Source organism: Polaribacter vadi, from assembly GCF_018861005.1.
Classification (GTDB): Bacteria; Bacteroidota; Bacteroidia; order Flavobacteriales; family Flavobacteriaceae; genus Polaribacter; species Polaribacter vadi_A.
In genome coordinates, this window is the sequence record NZ_JAHKQL010000016.1 from 288,712 (window position 1) to 314,823 (window position 26,112).

Sequence of the window (26,112 nt, forward strand, 5' to 3'; positions counted from 1 at the left end):
CGTATTTTTGCACCATGATACAGAAAAAACCAACTCTAGAAAAAATCACCCCCAATTTTGGAAGTTCTTTTTTATTAAAAAAGCACGTAGAGTTTTTAAAAACAAACAGACCTTTTTGGCATTTTCATCCAGAAATAGAATTGGTGTACGTTAATAAAGGTAAGGGAAAAAGGCATATTGGTAATCATATCAGTTATTTTAACAATAGTCAATTGGTATTAATAGGTTCTAATTTACCTCATATTGGTTATTTAGATCGTTTAACAACCAATGGTTCAGAAACATTAATTCAGTTTTTACCAGATTTTTTAGGAAAACAATTTTTTAAAATTCCAGAAATGGCAGCTATAGATGCTCTTTTTGAGCGAGCTAAAAAAGGAATTCGTTTTAATATAGAAATTAAGCAAAGAATTGGAGCTAAAATAGAAAGATTGGTGGAATTAGAAGGCCCACATAGAATAACATCTTTTATAGAAATATTATATGATTTAGCTACAACAGACGATTATACGTTGTTAAATGCAAACGGATTTGCTTTTGAAAGTGCCCATCAAGATAGTAATAAGATAGAGGTTATATATAAACATATTAACGAGAATTTTAAAGATCATATTAGTTTAGATGAAGTTTCTGAGTTAGTGAGTATGACTGTGCCCGCTTTTTGTAGATATTTTAAAAAATCTACAGGTAAAACTTTTACTAAATTAGTAAATGAATATAGAGTTGTACATGCAACAAAATTATTAGCAGAAAGCAATATGAATATTGCAGAAATTAGTTTTGAGTGCGGTTTTAATAATTTTTCTCATTTTAATAAATTATTTAAAGAGTTTACAGGTAAAAGTGCATCTGTATATAGGAGTGAGTTAAAAGATTTAATACAATAGACTCAATATTAAATAACATACCTCAAAATTTAAACACAAAAAAACTCCTTAACAAATTATTGTATTTGTTAAGGAGTTTTTGTTTATATCACCTTTTTAAAAGGTAATTTTAAAGTTTACCATTCCACTCATCATAAAATTGTTTTAAATAAAGTTCCATAAATTGATGTCTACTTTCTGCAATTTTTTTACCAGTTTCAGTATTCATTTTATCTTTTAATAAAAATAGTTTTTCGTAAAAGTGATTTATAGTAGGCGATTTAGAACTTTTATATTCTTCTTTGGTCATGTTTAAATTGGGTAAAACTTCAGGGTCATACAAAGCCCTGTTTTTAAAACCACCATAATTAAAACAACGAGCAATACCAATAGCACCAATAGCATCTAAACGATCTGCATCTTGTACAACCTCTAGTTCTTTAGATGTAAATTTTTTCCCATCTTTATCCAAAGAATTTTTAAAAGAAAGATGTTTAATAATATTTACAACATGTATGCCTATTTCTTTAGATACTTTTTGAGCAATTAAAAAATCTCTTGCCTTTTTAGGGCCTAACTTTTCATTACCATTATTAAATTTAGGATCTGCAATATCATGTAATAAAGCAGCTAAAGAAACTACAAATAGATCTACTTGCTCTTCTTTAGCTATTAATAAAGTGTTTTTAAAAACACGCTCTATATGAAACCAATCATGGCCACCTTCTGCACCTTTTAATTCTTCTTTTACAAATGCAATTGTATTCTCTATAATTTTTTCTGGATTCATAATTATTTTTTTGAGGCAATTTGTTTTTTCAATTTTTTAATATCTAAAAAGAAAAAAACTTGCATAGGAATAAAAAATAAAGGTAATAAAGACCCAAAAGAAAAGCCTTCTTGATAGGTTTTATAAAATGCTACTATAAATAGTAAAACAATTATACAGCCATGAAAAAGAGATAGTTTGTGTTGTGTTTTCAATTTTTTAATAAGTTCTTCTTTTGTATAAGGAGTTGGTTTAAATGCCATATTTGTTTACTGATTTATAAATATTTCTATCACTTTTTAATATTTCTAAGTTTAATCAAAAGAAATTAAATATAAAAAAATCCACTTAAAAAGTGGATTTTAAAAAGTCTTTTACTTTAAAAGGATTTTAGATAATTTTTTAACAGTGCTCATCATAAGCAGCAGCCAAGTTCTGTGCAATCATCTGTGCAGAACGACCTTCAATATGATGACGCTCTAACATATGTACTAAATTTCCATCTTTAAATAAAGCTATTGCTGGTGATGAAGGTGGAAAAGGAATCATAAACTCTCTTGCTTTTTGTGTAGATTCTTTTTCTACACCAGCAAAAACAGTGGTTAAGTTTGTAGGTGTTTTCTCTGCACCTAAAGAAGCAATTGCTCCTGGTCTTGCAGTACCTGCAGCACAACCACAAACTGAATTTACCATTACTAAAGTTGTGCCTTCTTTAGCCATTGCTTTTTCTACATCTTCTGCAGTATATAATGCTTCAAAACCAGCATCAATTAACTGATTACGCATTGGTTTTACTAATTCTTCTGGATACATAATAATCTATTATTTAGGTTGCAAATATAACTATAATAATACAAATTTCAATTTCATTACAGATACAAGTATTGATAGATATATCAATAAAATTGATATTTTATATTCAGCTAAAAATCGCGATGATTTCTTATATTTGAAGCTTAAATTATATATTTTATATGGGGAATTTTACCAAATGGTTAGGTGCAGGCTTGGGTTTTACATTCGGAGGTCCAATAGGTGCTGCAATTGGTTTTGCCATTGGAAGTTTTGTAGACGGATTTGAGGCAGATGTTTTTAAACAAGAACAGATAGATTATAATAGAGATAGAACTAATAATAATTCAGAGAATTCTAATACACAATCTGGCGATTTTGAAATGAGTTTATTGGTTTTGGCATCTGTTGTTATAAAATCAGATGGTAAAATAGATCAACGTGAGTTAAACTTTGTGCGTTCTCAATTTTTAAGTATGTATGGTAAAGAGCGTGCTAATAATGCTTTTAAGTTATTTAAAGGTATTGTAAAAAAAGATGTTTCTGCACGTCAAGTTTGTATTCAGATTAGAGAACATATGTCTCACGCTTCTCGTTTACAATTGCTACATTTTCTTTTTGGCATAGCAAAAGCAGATGAATTTGTTTCACAAAGTGAAGTAGATGAAATTAAAAAAATAGCAGGTTATTTATACATTAATCAAAATGATTATGAATCTATAAAGGCCATGTTTTATGATGCATCTGGTAATGCATATAAAATCTTAGAAATAGATAAATCTGCTTCTAATGATGATGTAAAAGCAGCTTATAGAAAAATGGTAAAAAAATATCATCCAGACAAATTAAGAGATCTAGGTGAAGAGCATTTAAAAGGTGCAAAAGAAAAATTTCAAAGCATTCAAGACGCTTACGAAAAAATAAAAAGCGAAAGAGATCTTTAGGTTTTAATAAGGTTTTAACATTTTTTTTACTGCTGATTCTTAAAAATTAAGTATTTAGGGTAATTTTTTTGTTAAAAAATTTTATTATTATAAAACTTCTTCTATATTTATAGCATAATATAAAAATCTTATTATGATGTCCCCCCAAAAAAATCATAATTCGTTGCTATGTATTGCATACGATTTATACCTGCATTTCTTCCAAGAAAGAAAACATTTTCATTCTTTTTTAGTAAACAAACAATTTTTTAAACTAGTTAGTTCTTACAATACTGCATTATCTGTTATTGTAACAAGAACTGACTATGGAAAAAAATATTCACTTAATTATTAATTCCAATAGTAACTCTAAAAGGTTTTAGAAAAAAGCCTAAATAATATTGGTAGATTTTTCTAAAGTAATTTTATAGTATTCATCTAGAAAGCTAATTTTTTAATTAGCAATAGCTATTAAGTGAAACTTATTAAAAAAAATAAAAATGTATAAGAATTATAATAAACATATAATTAGAAAAGTAATTTTCACTTTTTTAATTTTAATAAATATATCAACTACAAGTTTTGCAGTTCATAATAAGCCTTCTATAAAAGAAAGTATATTCACTTCATTAACAGTAAATTTAGTAGCAAATAACGACGATTTTTCATCTACAGTAATTAATGGTTTAATTGGTGGTGTACCAGGTAACGTTTTTGCAAATGATACTTCAGATGGAGCTACTGCAACATCAACTTTAGTAATTCCATCAATAGTTTTAGATGGTAATTTAGCAGGTGTAACTATTTCTGCTAATGGAAATGTAAATGTACCTGCAGGTACACCTTCTAGAGTTTTTACAGTAACCTATCAAATATGTGAAAATGGAGAACCAGCAAATTGCGAAGAAGCACTAATTATTATAGTAGTAAATGGAGATAGTGATGGGGATGGAGTTTTAGATTCTGATGACATATGTAATAATTTTGATGATACTTTAGATAACGATTCTGATGGTATACCTGATAGTTGTGATGATGATGATGATAATGATGGCTTTTCTGATGTTAGCGAAGGCTGTACAGCACAAGTTTCTAATACATATCAAAAAATACACTTTGCAGATGGTGGTATAGATACTACAGATGATACAGATGTAAACTTAGTATATTCTACAAACATTAATTATGTAGATAGAATTGGTGGAGAAGAATCACCAGATAATTTATTGTTTTTAACAGGTTTTGATCCTATAGGAGGTCAAGCAAAAATGGTGTTTAATGTTAGAGATCCTTATGTTATAAATGTATATGAATTTATAACATTTAAAGCTTATTTATTTGATAATAGAAGAGATTTTTCTGGTGATTATGATTTGCCCATTAGAGCTACAATAAATACGGTTTCTGCTGGTGCTTTTTCTGTAGATCAATTATTATCAATAGCACAAACAACAGATTTAGATGCTGGTAAATGGATAGAAGTAGAATATAAAATTCCAGTTTCTGGATCAACAATAAAAGAAATAGCTATTAATAATATAACTTTTGAGATAGAAGTAAACTCAGAAGGTGTTAAAGAGACTTTTGATGCTACAACATCCGAAGTTTTTGGAGTAATTCCTTTAGAGTTAATTTCAGATATAGAAGGTCAAGATTGTTCTAATAGTTTAGATTGCGACTCAGATAATATACCAGATTATCAAGATAGTTCAGATTGTGGTATTATAGAACCACCAGTTTCAGATTTTATCCCCAATACATTTACACCAAATGGAGATGGTACAAATGATGTATTTGAGATCCCTGCCTTATTAAATTATCCAAATTTTAAAATAGAAATATTTAATAGATGGGGTAATAAAGTACATGATTATAGTAATAATGGTAATGTAAATCCACTTTGGTGGGATGGTTATTCTGATGGAAGACTTACTTTAAATAGTGATAAACCTTTACCAATTGCCACCTATTATTATATCATATATTTTAATGATGATGTAAAAGAACCAATACAAGGTTGGGTATATTTAAATAGATAATGCAATAAAAGATGAAAAATATTATACTAATTATTGCAGTTATTTTATGTACAGTTTCTGCAAAATCGCAACAAAATCCTCAATACACACAGTATGTGTATAACATGAATGTTATAAACCCTGCTTATGCTGGTTCTTTAGATGGTTTAACTTTAAATTTTTTAGCAAGAACACAATGGGTGGGTATAGATGGCGCACCACAAACTATTACAGTAGGTGCCCATAAAGCTTTAAGAAATAATCTAGGTTTAGGTTTATCTGTTATTGTAGATAAAATTGGCCCAGTACAAGAACAAAATATTTATGCAGATATTTCTTATACAATAGATCTTAATAATAATTCAAAATTAGCATTTGGTTTAAAAGGTGGTGTTACTGCTTTTAATCTTTGTATGTCTTGTTTAAATTCTACAGACCCAGAAACTTCAGAATTTTTAAATAGAAGTGCAAATAAAACTTTGCCAAATATTGGAGCAGGTCTTTTCTATTATACAGACTCATTTTATTTAGGTTTTGCAATGCCTAATTTATTAGAAACGTATCATTTCGAAAAAACAGGTAATCAAGTAACAAATGGTTCAGAGAAAACACATTATTTTTTAAACACAGGTTATGTGTTTGATGTTTCTAGAAATGTAAAACTAAAACCATCAATAATGGTAAAAGGAACACAAGGTGCCCCATTATCTGTCGATTTTTCTGCAAATGCATTGGTTAATGAAAAAGTAGAATTTGGGTTGTCTTATAGATTAAGCGAATCTTTATCTGCCCTAATCAACATTAAAGCTAGAGATAATTTAAGAATTGGGTATGCTTACGATCATACACTTACCAGTTTAGGTGATTTTAATTCAGGTAGTCACGAAATTTTCTTGCTATTTAATATTAATTCAGAAAGAAATAGAATTAAATCTCCTAGATTTTTCTAGCATAAAAAAAAGATGATTATGAAAAAATTACAACAATTAACTTTTTTGTTTTTGCTTAGCTCAATTACTCTTTTTGGGCAATCTAATGAAACAAGATTAGCAGACAGCTATTTTGAGAACTTATCTTACGTAAATGCAATTCAAGAATATAAAATTTTAGCAGACAGAAACCCAAATGAATATGTTTTAAAAAGGTTAGCAGATAGTTATTATGCAAGTTTAAGAATGAAAGAAGCAGCAGTAACTTATGCTAGGCTTTTTACGCTATATAACATTAAAGACCAAGAATATATTTTTAAATATTCGCAATCTTTAAAAAGTATTGGCAGGTATGCAGATGCTTTGTATTGGATGGAAAAATATCAGAAAACAAACAAAGAAGCTAACCCAGCAAACCATTCTGATAATAACTTAACAGATTCAGCTCAAGAAATATTTGTAAGTGAAAATAGACCATCAAAAGAAAATATTGCTTCACAAAACAACCCAAGAAATGTTGGCGTTTTTAGTGGATCATCTAGATTTACTTTACAGAATTTATATTATTTAAATACACCTTTTTCAGATTTTGGAGTTACAGAATATCAAAATACAATATTGTTTTCATCACCAAGAAAATTAAAAGCAATTTCTACGGATGTTGACGAAAGTAACAAAGCCAATTTTTTAGACATTTATCAAGTTAACAAAGCTGATATTTTTTCAGAAGGAAAAAAACAACGCTTTTCTAACTTGGTAAATGAGAAGTTTCATGAATCTTCTATTTCTTTTTCACCAAATTATAAGGTGATGTATTTTACTAGAAATAATTATAATTACGGTAATTATAAAGTTGATGGTAGAGGTTATATTAACCTTAAGATTTACAAAGCAGAATTTATAAATAGTAGATGGCAAAACATTGTAGAATTACCTTTTTGTAGTGATAATTATTCTGTGGGTCATCCCTCTGTTAGTAAAGATGGTAAGCTTTTATATTTTGTGTCTGATATGCCAGGAAGTATAGGTGCAACAGACCTTTATGTAGTAAATATAAATGCAAATGGTAGCTTTGGTATGCCAAGAAATTTAGGAAATACCATAAATACAAAAGGTAGAGAAATGTTTCCTTTTATTGCAGATGATAATACTTTATATTTTTCTTCTGATGGACACAAAGGAGCAGGAAATTTAGATGTTTTTGAAAGTAAGATGGTGTATCAACAATTTCAAACTCCAGTAAATTTAGAAGCTCCAATAAATTCAAAGGCAGACGATTTTGCTTTTTCTATCAATCAAAGCACTCAAAGAGGGTATTTATCATCTAATAGAGTAGGAGGTAAAGGAGATGATGATATTTATAGTTTTGAAAGAGTTTATGAAAATATGCCAGAACAAGTACCAGAAAAATGTAATGAAATCGTTACTGGAACTGTAAGAAATTTAAAATTTCAAAAATATATTTCTTTTGCTAATTTAGTTTTAAAAGATGTAAATGGTAATACCATAAAAAACACAAAAGCAGATGAATTTGGTAAATTTTCGTTAGAGTTACCTTGCAATCAAAGTTATGTAATTACAGGTTCTAAAGAATATTACAAGCCAGATACTAAGAACTTTAAAACCAAAGAAGCTTTAATTATAGATCTAAATTTAGAAATTGTAGACGATTTTGTATACAATCTAAACAAAGAAATTATTATTAAAATAAATGATATTTATTTCGATTACAATAAATGGAATATAAGACCAGATGCAGCAAGAGAACTAGATCATATTATTGCTGTTATGAATAAGTATCCGAGTTTAAAAGTTACTTCTACTTCTCATACAGATGCAAGAGGTACCTCTTTTTATAATAAATCATTGTCGCAAAAAAGGGCAGATGCTACTGTAGATTATATAATTTATAGAGGTATAAGTCCAGATAGAATTACTGGTAAAGGTTATGGAGAATCTAGATTAACCAATAAATGTGTAGACAACGATTTTCATTTTAACAGAGTGTATTGTTCAGAAAACCAGCACCAAGCCAATAGAAGAACATCTTTTGTAATTCAGAATATTGATGAAATAAAAGCAACAACAAGATATAGGTAGTTTCTATTTATTTACAAGAGAAAATCCTTTAAAGAATTGAAATTACTTTTTTTATGGCTAAAATCAAGAAAATCCTTAATTTCGCAATCTTATCAGAAAAGTGATAAAATGTAAGCGAAAACTTTAATTTTTAGAGGATTATATATTGCAAAATAAAAACTCTTTTAAAAGTTAAAGTTTACATCTGACCATTAATTTAAATTAAAAAAATCCAGATGAAATTTCCTGAATATAAAGGACTTGATTTACCAAAAGTAGCAGAAGAAATTCTAAATTATTGGCAAGAAAATAACATTTTCGAAAAAAGTGTAACTTCTAGAGAAGGTGCTAAACCATTTGTGTTTTTCGAAGGCCCACCTTCTGCAAACGGACTTCCAGGAGTACACCACGTTTTAGCAAGAGCTATTAAAGATATTTTTCCTCGTTATAAAACGATGAAAGGATACCAAGTAAAACGTAAAGCTGGTTGGGATACTCATGGTTTACCAATAGAATTAGGTGTAGAAAAAGAATTAGGTATAACCAAAGAAGATATTGGTAAAACAATTTCTGTAGAAGATTATAATGCAGCTTGTAGAAAAGCGGTAATGCGATATACAGATATTTGGAACGATTTAACTCAGAAAATGGGTTATTGGGTAGATATGGATGATCCATATATTACTTACGAACCAAAATATATGGAGTCAGTTTGGTGGTTATTAAAACAGATTTATAACAAAGAATTAATTTACAAAGGCTATACAATTCAGCCATATTCACCAAAAGCAGGTACAGGTTTAAGTTCTCACGAGCTTAATCAACCAGGTACTTATCAAGACGTAACAGACACTACAATTGTTGCTCAGTTTAAAGCAATTGAAAGTACATTGCCAGAATTTTTACAAAAATTTGATCATTTAAACTTTATAGCTTGGACAACAACACCTTGGACATTGCCAAGTAACACAGCTTTAACAGTTGGACCAAAAATAGATTATGTTGTTGTAGCAACTTATAATCAATATACTTTTGAGCCAATTCACGTTATTTTAGCTAAAAACTTAGTTGGTAAACAATTTGGTGGAAAAAACAATGTTCAAGCAGAATCTGTAGAAGAATTAAGTGCTTATAATAAAGGTGATAAAAAAATACCATATTTAATCTGTACAGAATGTAAAGGAACAGATTTAGTTGGTATTAAATACGAGCAATTGTTAGATTATGTTTTACCTAACGATAATCCTCAAGATGCTTTTAGAGTAATTTCTGGAGATTTTGTAACTACAGAAGATGGAACAGGAATCGTACATACAGCACCAACTTTTGGAGCAGATGATGCTTTGGTTGCAAAACAAGCAAGTCCAGAAATTCCGCCAATGTTGGTAAAAGATGCCAATGATAATTTAGTGCCTTTAGTAGATTTACAAGGTAAATTTAGACCAGAAGTTACTGAGTTTGCAGGTAAATATGTAAAGAACGAATATTATGCTGATGGTGAAGCTCCAGAAAAATCGGTTGATGTAGAAATTGCCATCAAACTTAAAATAGAAAACAAGGCTTTTAAAGTAGAAAAATACAAGCATAGTTATCCAAATTGTTGGAGAACAGATAAACCAATTTTATATTATCCATTAGATTCTTGGTTTATTAAAGTAACTGATGTAAAAGATAAAATGCATTCTTTAAACAAAACCATAAACTGGAAACCAGAATCTACAGGTACTGGACGTTTTGGAAACTGGTTAGCAAATGCAAACGACTGGAATTTATCACGTTCACGTTATTGGGGAATTCCATTACCAATCTGGAGAACAGAAGATGGTAAAGAAGAAATTTGCATTGGTTCTGTTAAAGAATTAAAGCAAGAAATGGCAAAAGCTGTAGAAGCTGGTGTTTTAGCAAAAGATATTTTCGAAGATTTTGAGGTTGATAACAATTCTGATGAAAATTATGCAAAATTAGATTTGCATAAAAATATTGTTGATGAAATTACTTTAGTTTCATCTACAGGACAACCCATGAAACGTGAATCAGATTTAATTGATGTTTGGTTCGATTCTGGTTCTATGCCTTATGCACAATGGCATTATCCGTTCGAAAATAAGCAGAAAATTGATGGAAACGAATCTTATCCAGCAGATTTTATTGCAGAAGGAGTAGACCAAACTCGTGGTTGGTTTTATACTTTACATGCAATTGCAACTATGGTTTTTGATTCTGTTGCCTATAAAAACGTAGTTTCTAATGGTTTAGTTTTAGATAAAAACGGACATAAAATGTCTAAACGTTTAGGTAATGCTGTAGATCCTTTTATAACGTTGTCTAAGTATGGAGCAGATGCCACAAGATGGTATATGATTTCTAATGCCAATCCTTGGGATAATTTAAAATTCGATTTAGAAGGTATAGAAGAAGTAAAACGTAAGTTTTTTGGTACACTATACAACACGTATTCTTTCTTTAGTTTATATACAAATATTGATGGTTTTTCTTATGATGAAGCAGATATTCCTCAAAACGAAAGACCAGAATTAGACAGATGGATTTTATCAGAATTACATACTTTAATCAACAAAGTAGATAAATTTTATGAAGAGTATGAACCAACAAGAGCTGCAAGAGCCATATCAGATTTTACACAAGAGTATTTAAGTAACTGGTATGTACGTTTAAGTAGAAGACGTTTTTGGAAAGGAGATTATCAAACTGATAAAATTTCTGCATACCAAACTTTGTATACGTGTATGGTTACCATTGCAAAGTTAGCATCGCCAATTGCGCCATTTTTTATGGACAGGTTGTACCAAGATTTAAATGCTGTAACTGGTAAAGAAACATCAGAAAGTATTCATTTATCAGAATTCCCAAAATTTGATAAAAGTTTTGTTGATCAGAGTCTAGAACGCAAAATGGAAAATGCACAAACCATATCATCTTTAGTGTTGTCATTAAGGGCTAAAGAAAAGATAAAAGTGCGTCAGCCATTACAAAAAATTATGATTCCTGTTGATAATCCTCAGCAAAAAGAAGAAATTTTAGCAGTGTCAGATTTAATTAAGCATGAAGTAAATATTAAAGAAATCCAATTAATGGAAGATGCTTCAGACATATTAATTAAACAAATTAAGCCTAATTTTAAAACTTTAGGGCCTAAGTTTGGTAAAGATATGCGTTTTATTGCAGCAGCAGTTAAAGGGTTTAATCAAGAAGATATTAACAAAATAGAAAAAGATAAAAACATTTCTGTTGAAATTAATGGAAAAAATATTATTTTGGGGCTCGAAGATGTAGAGATATCATCTAAGGATATAGAAGGTTGGTTAGTGGCTAATGAGGGTTCTATAACAGTTGCTTTAGATGTTACTATTACTGAAGATTTACGTAAAGAAGGTGTTGCTAGAGAATTGGTAAACAGAATTCAGAACGCACGTAAAGACACAGGCTTAGAAGTAACAGACAAGATTAAGTTAACTGTTTTAAAATTCGAGAACTTACAACAATCTATCTCAGATAATAAAGACTACATAATGAGTGAAACATTAACCAAAGAATTGGTTTTTGTTGATAAATTAACCAATGGAACAGAAATTGAATTCGACACCATTAAAAGTAAAATATTTATAGAAAAAGTGTAGTACTATGTCAGAAGTTAAGGTAAAATATACAGAAGAAGATTTACAAGAGTTTAAAGCGATAATCGAAAAAAAAATAGCTAGAGCTAAAGAAGATTTAGCTTTATTGGAAGCATCTTATAAAAATGATGCAAACAATGGTACAGACGATACTCTGTCATCTTTTAAATCTTTTGATGAAGGTTCTGAAGTAATGAGTAAAGAAGCAAACGTTCAATTAGCAATAAGACAAGAAAAATTTATAAGAGATCTTAAAAATGCTTTAATGCGTATAGAAAATGGTACGTATGGTGTTTGTAGAGTTACAGGTAAGTTAATTCAAAAAGAGCGTTTAAAATTAGTGCCTCATGCTACTTTAAGTATAGAAGCAAAGCGTAAGCAATAAACTTCTGCCCAAACAAAATAAAGAGTCCGGATTTTAATATTTTTAGTATTAAAATTCGGACTTTCTTTTTCTATACTTCTTATCTTCTATTAAACAAGATGATTTTCTTATTTTTGATTTTATGAAAAAGATTAACTATTTGTTTATTTTCTTTGTTTTAGGTTTTTTAATTTACCATTCTTTTTTTAAGAAACTTGAAATTGAGAAAATACAAGAACATCATTCTAAGTTAGTAAAAGACCATCCATTTAATACAAAAAAACATCTTTCAAAAGAAGAAAGAATATCTGCTGATTTGCCACCAAATGCATATTTTGCAGATCAATACTTACTAAATATAAACCCACATACAGGAAGAACACACCCTGAAAATATTTATAACCTTCAGCAAGAATTAAAGAAAAAAAGAGCAAATCTACAAAGAACTCCTGGAGATGCAATTGATAATAATTGGGTAGAAAGAGGCCCCAATAATGTTGGTGGTAGAACTCGTATGGTAATGTTCGATCCAAATGATGTTACTCACAAACGTGTTTTTGCAGGTGGAGTAAGTGGAGGTCTTTGGGTAAATGATGATATTACTGATGAAAATTCATCTTGGATTCAAGTTGGTATATCAGATAATCTTGCTGTAACTTGTATGGCAGTAGATCCTAACAATTCGCAAATAATGTATTTAGGTACAGGAGAATTGTATAGCCCACAACAAGCCTTAGGAAATGGAATCTGGAAATCTACTGATGGTGGTGCAACTTGGAATAATGTTTATCAAATAAAAGGTACAACTTCTGTAACAAGTTACATTAATGTTCCTGGAACCTATTTTATGACAGATATAATTGTTAGAGATAAAGATGGAAATTCAGCTACAACAAACGATTCTGAAGTTTTTGCAGCAATTGGGGGTAGTTTTTACAGTTCTAACCCTATTAGTACTTGGATTGGTTTAAATAATTATGGGATTTATAAATCTACGGATGAAGGTTCTAACTGGTCTAAATTAGCTTTAGATGTTAATGGCAATTCAGTAGCGCCAAATGATTTTGAATTAGGTACAGACAATACACTTTGGTTAAGTACAACAAGAAACGCTTATTCAGATGGTGGAGGCAGAATTTATAGCAGTTCAGATGGAACATCGTTTACATTAAAACATACCATTACAAATGGCAGAAGAACAGAAATTGCAGTTTCTAAAACAAATGCAAACACAGTTTATGTTTTGGGAGAAATTGGTACATTAAGTGGGTCTAATTTAGTGGCTCCTTTTATATCACTTTTAAAAACGGATGATGCTTTTACAACAACACCAACAGTACTTTCTTTACCAAATGATGCAACAAGTAGTATTCCTGCAGAAGATTTTACAAGAGGTCAAGCATTTTACGATTTAGTAGTAGAAGTAGATCCGACAAATGATGCAATTGCTTATGTAGGAGGTATAAATTTATTTAGAACTACAGATAGTGGAGTTTCTTGGCAGCAAATTTCAAAGAATTCACCAACAGGCAGTTTGCCAGGCATAACTGTTTCTTATGTGCATTCAGATCAACAGAGTTGGACTTTTCATCCAACAGATGCAAATATTGCAGTTTTAGGTTGTGATGGAGGTGTGTTTTATGCCAACTCACTGTCAGCAGCTTCCTCAAGTTCATCAGCAATAGAAGAAAGAAACAAAGATTATAATACAATTCAGTTTTACAATGCTGCAATTAGTCAAACTACAGATCCAGAATATATTATTGGTGGTACTCAAGATAATGGAAATCTATTTTTTGATGAAGCTTCAAGTGGAATAAATTCAGCAATAAAAACTAATAGAGGAGATGGTACACATTGTTTTATAGACAAAGAAGGTTCTTATATGATTATCTCTAATTTGTACAATAACATCACTAGGTATAATTTACCTTATACTGGTTCTGGCGTTTCAATTTCATCAGATAGTGATTCTGGTACTTTTGTAAATGCCATGGCTTTAGACGATTATTTAGATGTTTTATATACAAATGGTTACGATGCTGAAAATGAAATTGGTTATTTAACAAGATTTACAAATATAACAACTGCATCATCTACAAGAACAGATATTTCAGATCCATTAATAACCAATATTTCTGCTCTAAAAGTATCGCCCTTTACAACAACATCCTCAAAAGTGTTTTTAGGTACAAGATCTGGTAAATTGATAAAAGTTGAAAACGCAAATACAGAAAATCCTACAATTACAGACATTTCTTCATCATCATTTTTAGGGAATATTTCATCCATAGAATTTGGAGTATCAGAAAATGAAATTATGGTTACTTTTTACAATTTTGGAGTAGAAAGTATTTGGTATACAGATAATGGAGGAACAACTTGGGCAAATAAAGAAGGTAATTTTCCTGATATAAATGTACGCTGCATTTTAATGAATCCTTTAAATAATGATGAGGTTATTGTGGGTTCAGAATTAGGTGTTTGGAATACTTCAAACTTTAAAGATCCATCACCAAATTGGCAACAATCTTACAATGGCATGTCTAATGTTGTGGTTACTTCTTTTAGTTTAAGAACTGCAGATAATACCATTTTAGCAAGTACTTTTGGTAGAGGTTTTTATACTGGTCAATTTAAAGGTAATGATTTAACAACTTGGTTGGGTACTATAGATTCAGACTTTACAAATGTAAATAATTGGTCTAATGGTTTACCAACAAATGCTGTTGATGTTAAAATACCTACAACTTCAAATCATCCAATTATTAACACAACTGTTTCTGTAGCAAATATTTCTATTGATGAAAATGCGAATTTATTAATTACAGAATCTGGAGCCTTAACAATCGAAGAGAATTGTACAAATCAAGGGGCGTTTACCATAAACTCAACTTTAGCAACCTCAGGAAGTTTAATAGTTAAAGGAACATCCACAGGAAAAATTACTTATAATAGGTATGCTTCTAATAATTGGCATTTAAAAAGTGCGCCTTTATTAAATGATGTGTATGATAATGATTGGGTTGCTGAAAACTCCATTCAATCTAGTTCAGTGAATCCAAACTCTAGAGCTATTGGAACTTATAATAATGATTCTGGTAATTGGGAATATATGCAGGTAAATGATTCAGAAAATTTTACTGTGGGTAAAGGTTTTTCTATAAAAAGAACCACTGCAGGAAATTATATCTTTTTGGGTGATGTAGCAACAGAAACTGTAAATGTTACTATTGATAAAGGCTCAGCAACTTCTTACAATTTATTAGGAAACCCATTTCCATCATATTTAGCAATAAATGAAACTGCCGATTTTTCAAATAACTTTTTAAACGAAAATGAAACTGTTTTAGAAGAAAAGACCATTTATGTTTGGAATGGAAGCGATTATGAAACCAAAAACCAAGCTTCTTCTGCTGTAAATTTAGCTCCAGGTCAAGCATTTTTTGTGATTTCTAATTCAGAAGGAGGTTCTGCAACTTTTACAGAAAATTTACAAAAACATCAATCAGAAACTTTTTTAAAGCAGCAATCGAGACCAGAAATAAGACTTTTTTGTAAAAACGGAACGCAAGAAAAATACACAGATATTTTTTACATAGCTTCTGCTACAACTAATTTTGATAATGGTTATGACAGTTCTTTATATGCAGATAGCTCATCAAATTTTGAAGTTTATACACAACTTATCACTGGCGATAATGATAAAAAACTAGCCATACAATCTATACCAACAGATTTTTCTACAATTATTCCTGTAGGTATTTTTGCTGATAAAAATTCCGATTTAGAAATTAGTGTAAATACCAAAAATATACCTGCAGATTTAAACGTTTATTTAGAGGATAAACAGTTGGACACATTTACACTTTTACATGATGAAAACAGTACTTATCAAGTAACAACAACTGAATCTTTAAACGGTTCTGGCCGATTTTTTTTACATACATCATCAGAAGTACTAAGTATATTAAATCCTGTTTTTAATAAAATTGGTTTATATGTTTTAGATGATGAAATTAAGATTCAAAATTTGAATTCTGTACCAAGTTTAATCAAGGTTTATGATATAAATGGCAAATTAATATTACTTAAAAAGTTAAACAAAAATCAAGATAAAGTTGCTGTAAATGATTTTTATAAAGGAGTTTATGTGGTTGTTGTTGAGAAAGATAATAGTACTTTTACAAAGAAAATAATTATTCAGTAATAAGAACAATGAAGTATAAGTTTGTTTTATTTTTTTTAATGAATTCAGTGGTTCTTTTTGCTCAAAAAAAAGTGTCTAAGCAATTTCAAACATTTGCAAATGAGGTTAATATTTTTACATCAGGTTTAGATAATTTGGTGTTAGAAAACTCAAACTCTAACTTTGTAGAAGTGTATTTGTATGCAGAAAGTTACGATGATCAATTGATTATTATTGATGAAAAAAGCAAAGAAGTAAACATAAAATTTGCGTTCGAAGGTACACAAACAAGAGAAGTTGTGTTTAGAAAATTTATTACCAAAAGACTACAAAGAGCCAATGTTATTGTAAAAATTCCGAAAGGAAAAAAAGTATTCGTTTTTGGAGAAAATGTAGATTTAGAAGCAAAAAACCTTAAAAATGAATTGGCTATTTATATAGAAAACGGAATTGTAAAACTAAATAAAATACAGGTAAATACAATCTTAAAACTGTATTCTGGTAATGTATATGCATCTGTAAAAGGCACAAATTTAGACTTAGTTTCTAAAAATGGTAAAATTAAAATTGATGATGATTTTTATGAAGAAAAACATAAAAGAGAGTTAGAAAATTCAAATAAAAAACTCTCAATAAACTCTATAAAAGCTAATATTTATCTATCAAGTAATTAAACACAATAATATTCTTATTTTTGTGACTTCAAAATTAAAAAAATGTCAAAAAAGAACATTGCAATTCTTACTATTTTAATAGCAATTATTTTAGATCAAGTTATAAAAATATACATTAAAACAAACTATATTTTAGGTGATGGTTTTGAGGTTTTTAGTTGGTTTAAAATTCATTTTGTAGAAAATAACGGAATGGCAATGGGTTTTGAATTTGGTGGTAAAGCTGGTAAGTTGTTTTTAACTCTTTTTAGAATTGTTGCAGTTGGCGCCATTATTTATTGGTTGGCAGGTAATATAAAACGTAAAGTACACAATGCAGTAATTATTGGTATTTCTTTAATTTTTTCTGGTGCTGTTGGTAATATTATAGATTCAATTTTTTACGGAGTTATTTTTGATTCTTCAGAGCATAAAGTAGCCACGCTTTTTGCAGACAAACCTTATGGAGAGCTGTTTTATGGTAAAGTAGTAGATATGTTTTATTTTCCTATTTGGTCTGGTAATTTACCAGAATGGATTCCGTTTGTAGGTGGAGATTTATTTACTTTTTTTCAATATATATTTAACCCTGCAGACTCTTACATAACCATTGGTGTAGCAATTCTTTTTATTTTTAGCAAACAAGCTTTTCCTAAAGAAGACAAAAAATCTGACAAGAAAATAACAGAAACTTTTTCAGAACTTTAAAATTTCTTAAAATAAACTATCGTATTTTTTACTAACTTGTGTTGGGTTTAGAGTTAAATTTCTAACTTGCATAAGTATGAAGATTTCAAGATATATTCTCATTTTTTTTATTGGTTTTTTTATTGCCAAATTTTGGTATCAAAAAGACAATAAACATCAGCAAAAAGAAGAAATAAAAGTTGTTTTAAACTCCATTAAAAACATGAGTAAGCTGGTTGTTTCAAGTGCTAGTTTCTCTGAAGTTTACAATTTTAAAGATTCAAAAAAATATTTTTATGATTATGTTTCTTTTGATAAAGAAGCAATTGTTACAGTAAACGCTAATGTTGAGGTTGGGTATGATTTATCTAAATTAGAAATACAAATAGATTCTGTTGGTAAAAAAGTCATCATTAATAAAATACCTAAAGAAACCATTTCTATTGCACCAGATGTAAAGTATTTCGATTTAAAACAGAGTCAATTTAACACATTCTCTAAAGAAGAGTTGAATAAAATTAACGAAAAAAGTATCGATAAAATTAAAGAAACCATTGGTTTAACTGACTTAAAAAAAGATGCAAAAACACGTTTTTTCGAAGAAATTTCTAAGATTTATCAGTTATCAGCCATATATGGTTGGCAAGTTGTAGATAATACAAAATCTGATTTTTTATCGGCATTAGACAAGCAATTAGATTAACTAAAATCATACAAAAAAAATATTTTTGAGAATGCCAACTTCTTTAGAACTTCAAATAAAAACCTTACCAAATTCACCAGGAGTTTATCAATATTTTGATAAAGAGGATGTAATTATATATGTTGGTAAAGCTAAAAACTTAAAAAAAAGAGTTGCTTCTTATTTTACAAAAACACATGAAAATGGTAAAACTCGTGTTTTAGTAAAAAAAATAGTTCGTATAAAACACATTGTTGTAAATACAGAAACAGACGCGTTATTATTAGAAAATAACCTTATTAAAAAATACAAACCACGTTACAATGTGCTTTTAAAAGACGATAAAAGTTATCCTTGGTTGTGTATTAAAAAAGAACGTTTTCCGAGAATTTTTATGACAAGAAGAGTTATTAAAGATGGCTCAGAATATTTTGGACCTTATACTTCTGTAAGAACAGTAAGGGTTTTGTTAGATTTAATTAAAGAACTCTACCAATTAAGAACCTGCAATTACGATTTAAGTCCGCAAAATATTAGCGAAGGCAAATATAAAGTCTGTTTAGAATATCATTTAAAAAACTGTAAAGGGCCTTGTGAAGCTTTAGAAACTGAAGCACATTACAACGAATCTATCAAAGAAATTCGAAATATTATTAAAGGAAACTTTAAAGAAAGTTTAGAGAAATTTAATAAAATGATGATGGATTTTGCAACAAAAATGGAGTTTGAAGAAGCGCAAAAAATTAAAGAAAAATTAGATTTATTAGGTAATTATCAAGCAAAATCTACCATTATAAATCCGTCTATTAATAATGTAGACGTGTTTACTATTATTTCTGATGAAACACATGGTTATGCAAATTTCTTAAAAATTTCTAATGGATCTATTATTCAATCGCACACTACAGAAATAAAGAAAAAGTTAGATGAAACAGACAAAGAATTACTAGAACTTTTTATTGTAGAAATTAGGCAACGTTTCGATTCGCAATCGCCAGAAATTTATGTGCCTTTTAAAGTTGATATTGGCGAGAATATAAAAGTAACCATTCCTAAATTAGGTGATAAAAAACGAATTGTAGAACTCTCTGAAAGAAATGCAAAGTATTACAGACAAGAGCAGTTTAAGCAAATAAAAATTGTAGATCCAGACAGGCATGTAAAACGAATTATGGCGCAAATGAAAAAAGATTTGCGTTTAAAAGAAGAACCAAGGCATATAGAGTGTTTTGATAACTCTAACATTCAAGGTACAAACCCAGTTGCAGCTTGTGTAGTTTTTAAAGATGGTAAGCCAAGTAAAAAAGATTACAGACATTATAACATTAAAACTGTAGAAGGTCCAGATGATTTTGCGTCTATGGAAGAAGTAGTGTATAGAAGATACAAACGCCTACTTTTTGAAGGCCAATCTTTACCTCAATTAATAATTATTGATGGTGGTAAAGGGCAATTATCATCAGCATTAAAAAGTTTAGATATTTTAGGTTTACGAGGTAAAATTGCAATAATTGGTATTGCAAAACGTTTAGAAGAAATCTATTATCCAGATGATCCTATACCTTTGTATTTAGATAAAAAGTCAGAAACTTTAAAGATTACACAATATTTAAGAAACGAAGCACATAGATTTGGTATTACATTTCACAGAAACAAGCGTAGTAAAAGTGCCATACAAAGTGAGTTAGAGCAAATTCCTGATGTTGGTAAACAAACAATTACAACTTTATTACGTAAATTTAAGTCGGCAAAACGAGTTAAAGAAGCTTCTTTGACAGATTTAAAAGAAGCAATTGGTAATGCAAGAGCTGTAAAAGTGCATCAATATTTTCATAAACAAATAAAAAATGAAAAGTAAAATTTTTCTTCTAATTTTAATGTTTCCTTTGTTTGTTTTTGGGCAACAAAAGCAGCCAAAAATTGGTTTAGTTTTAAGTGGTGGTGGGGCTAAAGGTTTTGCGCATATAGGTGTTTTAAAAGAAATAGATGCAGCAGGTATACAGTTAGATTATATTGGTGGTACAAGTATGGGAGCTATTGTAGGTGGTTTGTATGCTTTAGGTTATTCTGGTATTGAAATAGAAAAAATTGTAAAAAATACCGATTTTATGTCTTTATTAAGAGATAAATTACCACGAAGTTCTTCTCCTTTTTTTGATAAAGAAAATGCCGAAAAAACCAAGTTAACTTTACCTGTTTCTAAAGGTAAATTGGGTTTGCCTAAAGGTATTTCTAAAGGGCAGAATGTATTAAATTTATTGTACGAACTTATTGGTTCTTCAGAAGAAATAGAAGATTTCTCCAGATTAACAATTCCATTTTTTTGTATTGCTACAGATGTAGAAACAGGTAAGGGAGTTATGATAGAAAGCGGTTCATTACCAGCAGCTTTAAGAGCAAGTGGCTCTTTCCCAACCTTATTAAATCCAGTTGTTTTAAACGATAAATTATTAGTTGATGGAGGTATAGCAAATAATTTTCCTGTAACTTTTATGAAATCAAAAGGAATAGATATTGTTATTGGTGTAGATGTAGAAGGTAAGTTAATTGATAGAGATAAGTTAACTTCTGCAATTGCTATTTTAAATCAGATTGTTAGTTATCAAATGTACGATCAAAGTAAAGAAGAAAAAGAAAAGTTAGATGTTTATTTGCATCCAGAAATATTTAATTACACTGTTGTAGATTTTGATAAAAAGGATGAAATTATTGAAAAAGGAGAAATTGAAGCTAAAAAGTTTAGAGAAGTTTTTAAAGAATTAGCAGCAAAACAGATCAATAATAAAAAGAGAACATTTTTAAAGATAGATACTCAAAAAAAATATATTTCTAAGATTGATGTAAAAAGATCAGAAAACTATACAATTGCCTATGTTTTAGGTAAGTTAGATATTAGAGAAGGAGATAGTATTTCTAGGCAAGAAATTACCAAAAGAATAGGTCTATTATCTGCCACTAAAAACTATGATAGAATAGATTATGCTTTAATAAAGCAGAGGGATAATTCTTATCATTTAAACTTTATTATAAAAGAATCTATAGAGAATGCTACTTTAAGTTTAGGTGCACATTATGATGATTTATACAAATCTGGAGTTTTAGTAAATTACAGTCACAAGCACGCTTTTTTTAGTAATGATTTACTTTCTTTAGATTTAGTTTTAGGCGATAATTTAAGATATGATTTAAACTATTTTGTAGATAATGGGTTTTATTTGAGTGTGGGTTTTAAATCTAGATATAATCACTTTAGGGCAAATTCTAAATACGGCCCTATTATTTCTCAATTTCCTAATATTAGCAGTGTAAATATTAAATACACAGATATTACAAATCAGCTATACTTACAAACAACTTTCGATAGAAAATTTGCTTTAGGACTAGGTGTTGAGCATAAATATTTAAAAGCTAGTACAGAAACTATAACTAATAATAACAATGAAACTAATATTGATAATAGCGAATATTACAACGCTTTTGCCTATTTAAAGTTAGATACTTACGATAAAAAGTATTTTGTAACAAAAGGATATTTTGCTGATTTAAATTTAAAATGGTATTTAAACTCAACCGATTTTAATAACAATTTTAAAAGTTTTGCACAAGCACAAGGTACTTTAGGTTTTGCAACACCTTTATCAGATAAAATAACTTTTCAAAATACTAATGAAGCTGGTTTTACTTTTAATACTAATGAAACTGGTATTTTTGAATTTTATTTAGGTGGTTATAACCAAAACTTTATTAACACGTTTGTGCCTTTTTATGGTTATGATTTTGGTGAGCTTTCAGATGTTTCGTTCTTAAAAACAGAGTTCCATTTAAGATATGCTTTTTTAGATAAGCATTATGCAAGTTTTATTGCTAATTATGCACGTTTAGATAATAATGTCTTTAAAGATATAGATATTTTTAAAGACATTAAATCTGGTTATGCATTAGGTTATAGTTTTGATAGCCTAATAGGTCCTATAGAATTAAAGTACAGTTGGTCTCCAGATCATAGAGATCGCTATTGGTTGTTTAATTTAGGATTCTGGTTTTAATCATTTTTAAATAATGATAAACTTTTATTTAGTACTCAAATAAAACTCTTCGTAAATTTCTAATAGATTCATTAAAGCTTTCATTAAATCTTTGGTTTCTAGAAGAATACTAAAGTAAAGTGTAGAGTTTTTAGGGCTAGTTTCATCTGTTCTAATTCTACTAACTTGTTTTTCTACAGATAATGAGACGTTCTTTAGCAACTCACGTTTTTCTATTAAAATAGGATTTAAACTATCAAATTCTCTAGATTTAAAAACGTCGCTTACATTGTTTAAAATTTCTGTAAGTTGGTTGTTAATACCTTTTAAATCTTTTAATTGACCCTTTTTTAAGTTTTTATGATTGTTATTTACGTGTTTAAAACTTGCTCTAGAAATATAACTAATAGACTGAGCAGCATCTTGTAAATAGCCTAAAACAGATATATAAAATCTACTTGCTTGCACAGAAGTTTCATCTAAAGATTTAATAAAATAAAAAACGTTGTCTTTTAGTTCATCTATTTCTTCATTTAATTTTTCTACGTGTTTATCTGTTTTACGAAGTTTATTTAAATCGTGATTAGCTAAATCATCTACAACATTTGTGTACAATTTATTTATTCTGTCTGCAACACCAGAAATATGATCAGAACTTTCTTCTATAACACCATTAATAGTAATTAATTCAGATCTTTCTATATGGTTTTTTCTTTTTACTTCTTTTGCTCTTTTTCTATGTGCCATAGAGTTTTTAGTGATTAAAAAAGCAACTAAAAGCAATAAAACAGGAATAAATGCAATATGTAAATTAATAAAATATGCTACAATACCTGCAGCAATAAAGGCAATTAGAGCTGTTAAAAACCAACCACCAATAACATTTAAAACTCCAGCAACTCTATATACAGCACTTTCACGTCCCCAAGCTCTATCAGCTAAAGAAGTACCCATTGCAACCATAAAAGTTACATAGGTTGTAGACAATGGTAATTTCATAGATGTTGCTATAGATATTAAAACACTAGCCATAATAAGGTTTACAGAAGCACGAACTAAATCAAAAGCTGGCATTTCAAAAGTTTTATCTTTTGGTAGTTTTATAACTGGTTTTTCAAACTTAGCATTAATAAAATCTTGCGTTTTTTGTGGAAATAAATAATTTATACCTGTATTTAAAACCATTGCAAAACGTACCACAACTCTAGATAAATTGTTTGGTTGAAATTTTTCATGACCTTCTCCTTGTCTAGATAAATTAATACCAGTTTCTATAACTGATTTTGCTTTAGAAGATGTCCATAAAGTAACCACCATTATTCCACCAGCTAAAAGTAAAAGCCAAATGTTAGAAGGTACTTTTTTAGCCAAACTACCCATAGAGAAAACTTCTGGGCTTACACCAGAAATATTCCAAGCTTCATAAGAGTTTAAAGCTGCAATTGGTACTCCAATAAAATTAACTAAATCATTACCAGCAAAAGCCATAGCTAAAGAAAACGTACCAACACCAATAATAATAACTAAAATATTTTGCTTAAATATTTTTATAATTAAATAAGATATAGCAGACCAAATCACAAAACTTGCAGCAACAATTTGTAGTGTGTTCCCTTCTAAATATCCTTTTAAACTATCGTAAAACTGAGTTCCTTTTAAACCTTTAATAATAATAAAATAAGTAATTGCAGTAATTGCAAAACCACCAAATAGAGAGTTTATGTAAATAGGTCTACTTTCAAAATTAAAAGAATAAATAATTCTAGAAAAGTATTGTACAATGGCACCAACTGTAAAAGCAACAATAACAGAAAGTAAAATTCCTAAAATAATATCTGTAGCTGTATTGTAATTTATATAGTTCCAAATGGCAGAAACACTTTCTGCATCATTTTGTGAAATTTTAACCATTGCAATAACAACAGCAGAGCCTAAAAGCTCAAAAACAATAGAAACTGTGGTAGATGTTGGCATACCTAATGAGTTAAAAACATCTAACAATAAGATGTCAGTAATCATAACAGCCATAAAGATGTACATTACATCTTGAAACACAAACATGTTAGGGTTAAATATTCCTTTACGAGCAACTTCCATCATTCCACTAGAGGAAACTGCACCAAAAAAAACACCCACACTAGCAATAATCATAATGTTTCTAATAGATATTGCTTTAGAACCAATTGCAGAATTTAAAAAATTTACTGCGTCGTTACTAACACCAACAACTAAATCAACAATAGCTAAAACAGCTAAAGCTATTAACATTAAAATATAAGGATCTTCCATTTTATATTATAAATTTAAGAAAGCAAAGTTAAAAACACAGCATATTGATAATGTTATCTTAATGTTATGAAATTAGCAGTTCTTTTTTTAAAGAAAAAAAACAATTTTATTAATAATATTTGATGTTTTAAAAGATAAATTTAATGATGTTACTAGACATATTATGTTTTATTTAATTAATGTTAAAATTATTGATAAATATAGTGTTTTGTTAAAAAAAAGAAATTAATAATACACACAATAATTTTGCGAATATAATTGCTAAACCTGTTAGTATAAAAGTTTAAAAGATAAATTTATTTAAGATTTTGATTTAACATAAAAGTAAAGTTTTTATACAAATGCTTAACCAACAGTTAACACAAGGTTTCTACTTGTAAGTTAATTTTGCCTCAAAATATAATCAATATATTATTCTTAAATTATGAAAAAAATTTTACTTTTAGGTGCTTTATTTTTAAGCACAATGGCATTTAGCCAAGTTCAAGTATTAACATCAGACACCAATTGGTCTGGAGATGTTACTATAGATGGAAAAGTAGTAGTAGATAATGGTGTAACATTAACTATTGAGCCAGGTACAGTAATAAAAGCTGTTGCAAAAGCAGATCCTTCAAATGCATCTGCATTAGTAGTTGCAAAAGGAGGAAAACTTATGGCAGAAGGTACTGCGAAGTTGCCTATTATTTTTACAACGTCTATAGATCCTTTAGAAGCTTCAGATGTAGCAGCAGGAACTTATTTTTCTTCTTCATTTAGTTTAGATTTAAGAGGTCAATGGGGTGGTCTTATTTTATTAGGAGACAATGTAGTTGGTGCAAACGATGGTACAGCAACAATAGAAGGTATTGGAGCAGGAAATGATTGGGCTGTATATGGAGGTAACAAAACTGATGACAACTCAGGAGTTTTAAAATATATTTCAATTCGTCATGGAGGAGCAACAGTTGCTGCAGGAAATGAAATTAACGGACTTACATTAGGTGGAGTTGGTAATGGAACAATTATAGAAAATATTGAAATTATATCTAATAATGATGATGGAATTGAATTATTTGGAGGAAATGTAGATGTAACTAATATTTTAATTTATAATCAAATTGATGATGCAATCGATATTGATCAAGCTTATTCAGGAACAATTACTAATGCTTATGTAGCAATGGGTATTGATAGTGATAATGTTTTTGAAATTGATGGTACAGAAAATAC

The 26,112-nt window shown here is 28.9% G+C and carries 17 protein-coding genes and 1 pseudogene; 14 read left to right on the forward strand and 4 right to left on the reverse strand.

The window, feature by feature from the left end; all coding sequences use genetic code 11:
- The first annotated feature begins 14 nt into the window (after nt 1-14).
- Nucleotides 15-887: an AraC family transcriptional regulator gene (locus KO506_RS09590; protein WP_215994681.1), complete on the forward strand. Its 873-nt coding sequence runs from the start codon at nt 15-17 to the stop codon at nt 885-887.
- Between the two features lie 109 nt (nt 888-996).
- On the opposite strand, the gene KO506_RS09595 is transcribed toward KO506_RS09590, so the two are convergent.
- The 3 genes from KO506_RS09595 to KO506_RS09605 form a co-directional block, all read right to left on the reverse strand.
- Complete coding sequence (locus KO506_RS09595) at nt 997-1,656, reverse strand: HD domain-containing protein (protein WP_215994682.1); 660 nt, start codon at nt 1,654-1,656, stop codon at nt 997-999.
- Between the two features lie 2 nt (nt 1,657-1,658).
- The gene (locus KO506_RS09600) at nt 1,659-1,898 is read right to left on the reverse strand and encodes a hypothetical protein (protein ID WP_215994683.1); all 240 of its coding nucleotides are present in this window, start codon (nt 1,896-1,898) and stop codon (nt 1,659-1,661) included.
- Nucleotides 1,899-2,037: 139 nt separating this feature from the next.
- Nucleotides 2,038-2,448 (reverse strand): BrxA/BrxB family bacilliredoxin, encoded by a 411-nt coding sequence (locus tag KO506_RS09605; protein WP_068357205.1) that lies wholly within the window; start codon nt 2,446-2,448, stop codon nt 2,038-2,040.
- 161 nt (nt 2,449-2,609) lie between these two features.
- Between KO506_RS09605 and KO506_RS09610 the strand changes: the two genes are divergently transcribed.
- The 12 genes from KO506_RS09610 to KO506_RS09665 all read left to right on the forward strand — a co-directional run bounded on the left by KO506_RS09610 (nt 2,610) and on the right by KO506_RS09665 (nt 22,632).
- On the forward strand, nt 2,610-3,371 hold the full coding sequence (locus tag KO506_RS09610) for a TerB family tellurite resistance protein (RefSeq protein WP_215994684.1): 762 nt from the start codon (nt 2,610-2,612) through the stop codon (nt 3,369-3,371).
- A 479-nt stretch (nt 3,372-3,850) separates the two neighbouring features.
- On the forward strand, nt 3,851-5,389 hold the full coding sequence (locus KO506_RS09615) for a gliding motility-associated C-terminal domain-containing protein (RefSeq protein ID WP_215994685.1): 1,539 nt from the start codon (nt 3,851-3,853) through the stop codon (nt 5,387-5,389).
- An 11-nt stretch (nt 5,390-5,400) separates the two neighbouring features.
- Nucleotides 5,401-6,318, forward strand: coding sequence for a PorP/SprF family type IX secretion system membrane protein (locus tag KO506_RS09620; protein ID WP_215994686.1), 918 nt, complete (start codon nt 5,401-5,403; stop codon nt 6,316-6,318).
- An 18-nt stretch (nt 6,319-6,336) separates the two neighbouring features.
- A complete protein-coding gene (locus KO506_RS09625) occupies nt 6,337-8,397 on the forward strand; it encodes an OmpA family protein (protein ID WP_215994687.1) in 2,061 nt (686 codons plus the stop codon).
- Nucleotides 8,398-8,606: 209 nt separating this feature from the next.
- Nucleotides 8,607-12,014 carry an isoleucine--tRNA ligase gene (ileS, locus tag KO506_RS09630; RefSeq protein ID WP_215994708.1) on the forward strand — a complete coding sequence of 1,136 codons (3,408 nt, stop codon included), beginning with the start codon at nt 8,607-8,609 and terminating at the stop codon, nt 12,012-12,014.
- A 4-nt stretch (nt 12,015-12,018) separates the two neighbouring features.
- Entirely contained in the window at nt 12,019-12,396 is a 378-nt protein-coding gene (locus KO506_RS09635; RefSeq protein ID WP_068357189.1) for a TraR/DksA family transcriptional regulator, read from the forward strand.
- Between the two features lie 121 nt (nt 12,397-12,517).
- The gene (locus KO506_RS09640; protein WP_215994688.1) at nt 12,518-16,585 is read left to right on the forward strand and encodes a T9SS type A sorting domain-containing protein; all 4,068 of its coding nucleotides are present in this window, start codon (nt 12,518-12,520) and stop codon (nt 16,583-16,585) included.
- Nucleotides 16,586-16,593: 8 nt separating this feature from the next.
- Nucleotides 16,594-17,238 carry a hypothetical protein gene (locus KO506_RS09645; protein WP_215994689.1) on the forward strand — a complete coding sequence of 215 codons (645 nt, stop codon included), beginning with the start codon at nt 16,594-16,596 and terminating at the stop codon, nt 17,236-17,238.
- Between the two features lie 42 nt (nt 17,239-17,280).
- The gene (locus tag KO506_RS09650; protein ID WP_215994690.1) at nt 17,281-17,925 is read left to right on the forward strand and encodes a lipoprotein signal peptidase; all 645 of its coding nucleotides are present in this window, start codon (nt 17,281-17,283) and stop codon (nt 17,923-17,925) included.
- Between the two features lie 76 nt (nt 17,926-18,001).
- Nucleotides 18,002-18,607 (forward strand): DUF4230 domain-containing protein, encoded by a 606-nt coding sequence (locus KO506_RS09655; RefSeq protein WP_215994691.1) that lies wholly within the window; start codon nt 18,002-18,004, stop codon nt 18,605-18,607.
- A gap of 31 nt (nt 18,608-18,638) precedes the next feature.
- Complete coding sequence (gene uvrC / locus KO506_RS09660) at nt 18,639-20,444, forward strand: excinuclease ABC subunit UvrC (RefSeq protein ID WP_215994692.1); 1,806 nt, start codon at nt 18,639-18,641, stop codon at nt 20,442-20,444.
- Entirely contained in the window at nt 20,434-22,632 is a 2,199-nt protein-coding gene (locus KO506_RS09665) for a patatin-like phospholipase family protein (RefSeq protein ID WP_215994693.1), read from the forward strand. The genes uvrC and KO506_RS09665 overlap by 11 nt, the downstream gene beginning before the upstream one ends.
- 24 nt (nt 22,633-22,656) lie before the next feature.
- Here the strand turns inward: KO506_RS09665 and KO506_RS09670 are convergent, their stop codons facing one another.
- Nucleotides 22,657-24,900: an inorganic phosphate transporter gene (locus tag KO506_RS09670; RefSeq protein ID WP_215994694.1), complete on the reverse strand. Its 2,244-nt coding sequence runs from the start codon at nt 24,898-24,900 to the stop codon at nt 22,657-22,659.
- A 424-nt stretch (nt 24,901-25,324) separates the two neighbouring features.
- On the opposite strand from KO506_RS09670, the pseudogene KO506_RS09675 reads away from it, so the two are divergent.
- A pseudogene (locus tag KO506_RS09675) lies at nt 25,325-26,112 on the forward strand (hypothetical protein); the annotation flags it as partial.

Excerpts from the sequence above, each read along its gene's own strand:
- KO506_RS09590 (WP_215994681.1), top strand. The coding sequence starts at position 15 with ATGATACAGAAAAAACCAACTCTAGAAAAAATCACCCCCAATTTTGGA.
- KO506_RS09595 (WP_215994682.1), bottom strand. The coding sequence starts at position 1,656 with ATGAATCCAGAAAAAATTATAGAGAATACAATTGCATTTGTAAAAGAA.
- KO506_RS09600 (WP_215994683.1), bottom strand. The coding sequence starts at position 1,898 with ATGGCATTTAAACCAACTCCTTATACAAAAGAAGAACTTATTAAAAAA.
- KO506_RS09605 (WP_068357205.1), bottom strand. The coding sequence starts at position 2,448 with ATGTATCCAGAAGAATTAGTAAAACCAATGCGTAATCAGTTAATTGAT.
- KO506_RS09610 (WP_215994684.1), top strand. The coding sequence starts at position 2,610 with ATGGGGAATTTTACCAAATGGTTAGGTGCAGGCTTGGGTTTTACATTC.
- KO506_RS09615 (WP_215994685.1), top strand. The coding sequence starts at position 3,851 with ATGTATAAGAATTATAATAAACATATAATTAGAAAAGTAATTTTCACT.
- KO506_RS09620 (WP_215994686.1), top strand. The coding sequence starts at position 5,401 with ATGAAAAATATTATACTAATTATTGCAGTTATTTTATGTACAGTTTCT.
- KO506_RS09625 (WP_215994687.1), top strand. The coding sequence starts at position 6,337 with ATGAAAAAATTACAACAATTAACTTTTTTGTTTTTGCTTAGCTCAATT.
- KO506_RS09635 (WP_068357189.1), top strand. The coding sequence starts at position 12,019 with ATGTCAGAAGTTAAGGTAAAATATACAGAAGAAGATTTACAAGAGTTT.
- KO506_RS09640 (WP_215994688.1), top strand. The coding sequence starts at position 12,518 with ATGAAAAAGATTAACTATTTGTTTATTTTCTTTGTTTTAGGTTTTTTA.
- KO506_RS09645 (WP_215994689.1), top strand. The coding sequence starts at position 16,594 with ATGAAGTATAAGTTTGTTTTATTTTTTTTAATGAATTCAGTGGTTCTT.
- KO506_RS09650 (WP_215994690.1), top strand. The coding sequence starts at position 17,281 with ATGTCAAAAAAGAACATTGCAATTCTTACTATTTTAATAGCAATTATT.
- KO506_RS09655 (WP_215994691.1), top strand. The coding sequence starts at position 18,002 with ATGAAGATTTCAAGATATATTCTCATTTTTTTTATTGGTTTTTTTATT.
- uvrC (WP_215994692.1), top strand. The coding sequence starts at position 18,639 with ATGCCAACTTCTTTAGAACTTCAAATAAAAACCTTACCAAATTCACCA.
- KO506_RS09665 (WP_215994693.1), top strand. The coding sequence starts at position 20,434 with ATGAAAAGTAAAATTTTTCTTCTAATTTTAATGTTTCCTTTGTTTGTT.
- KO506_RS09670 (WP_215994694.1), bottom strand. The coding sequence starts at position 24,900 with ATGGAAGATCCTTATATTTTAATGTTAATAGCTTTAGCTGTTTTAGCT.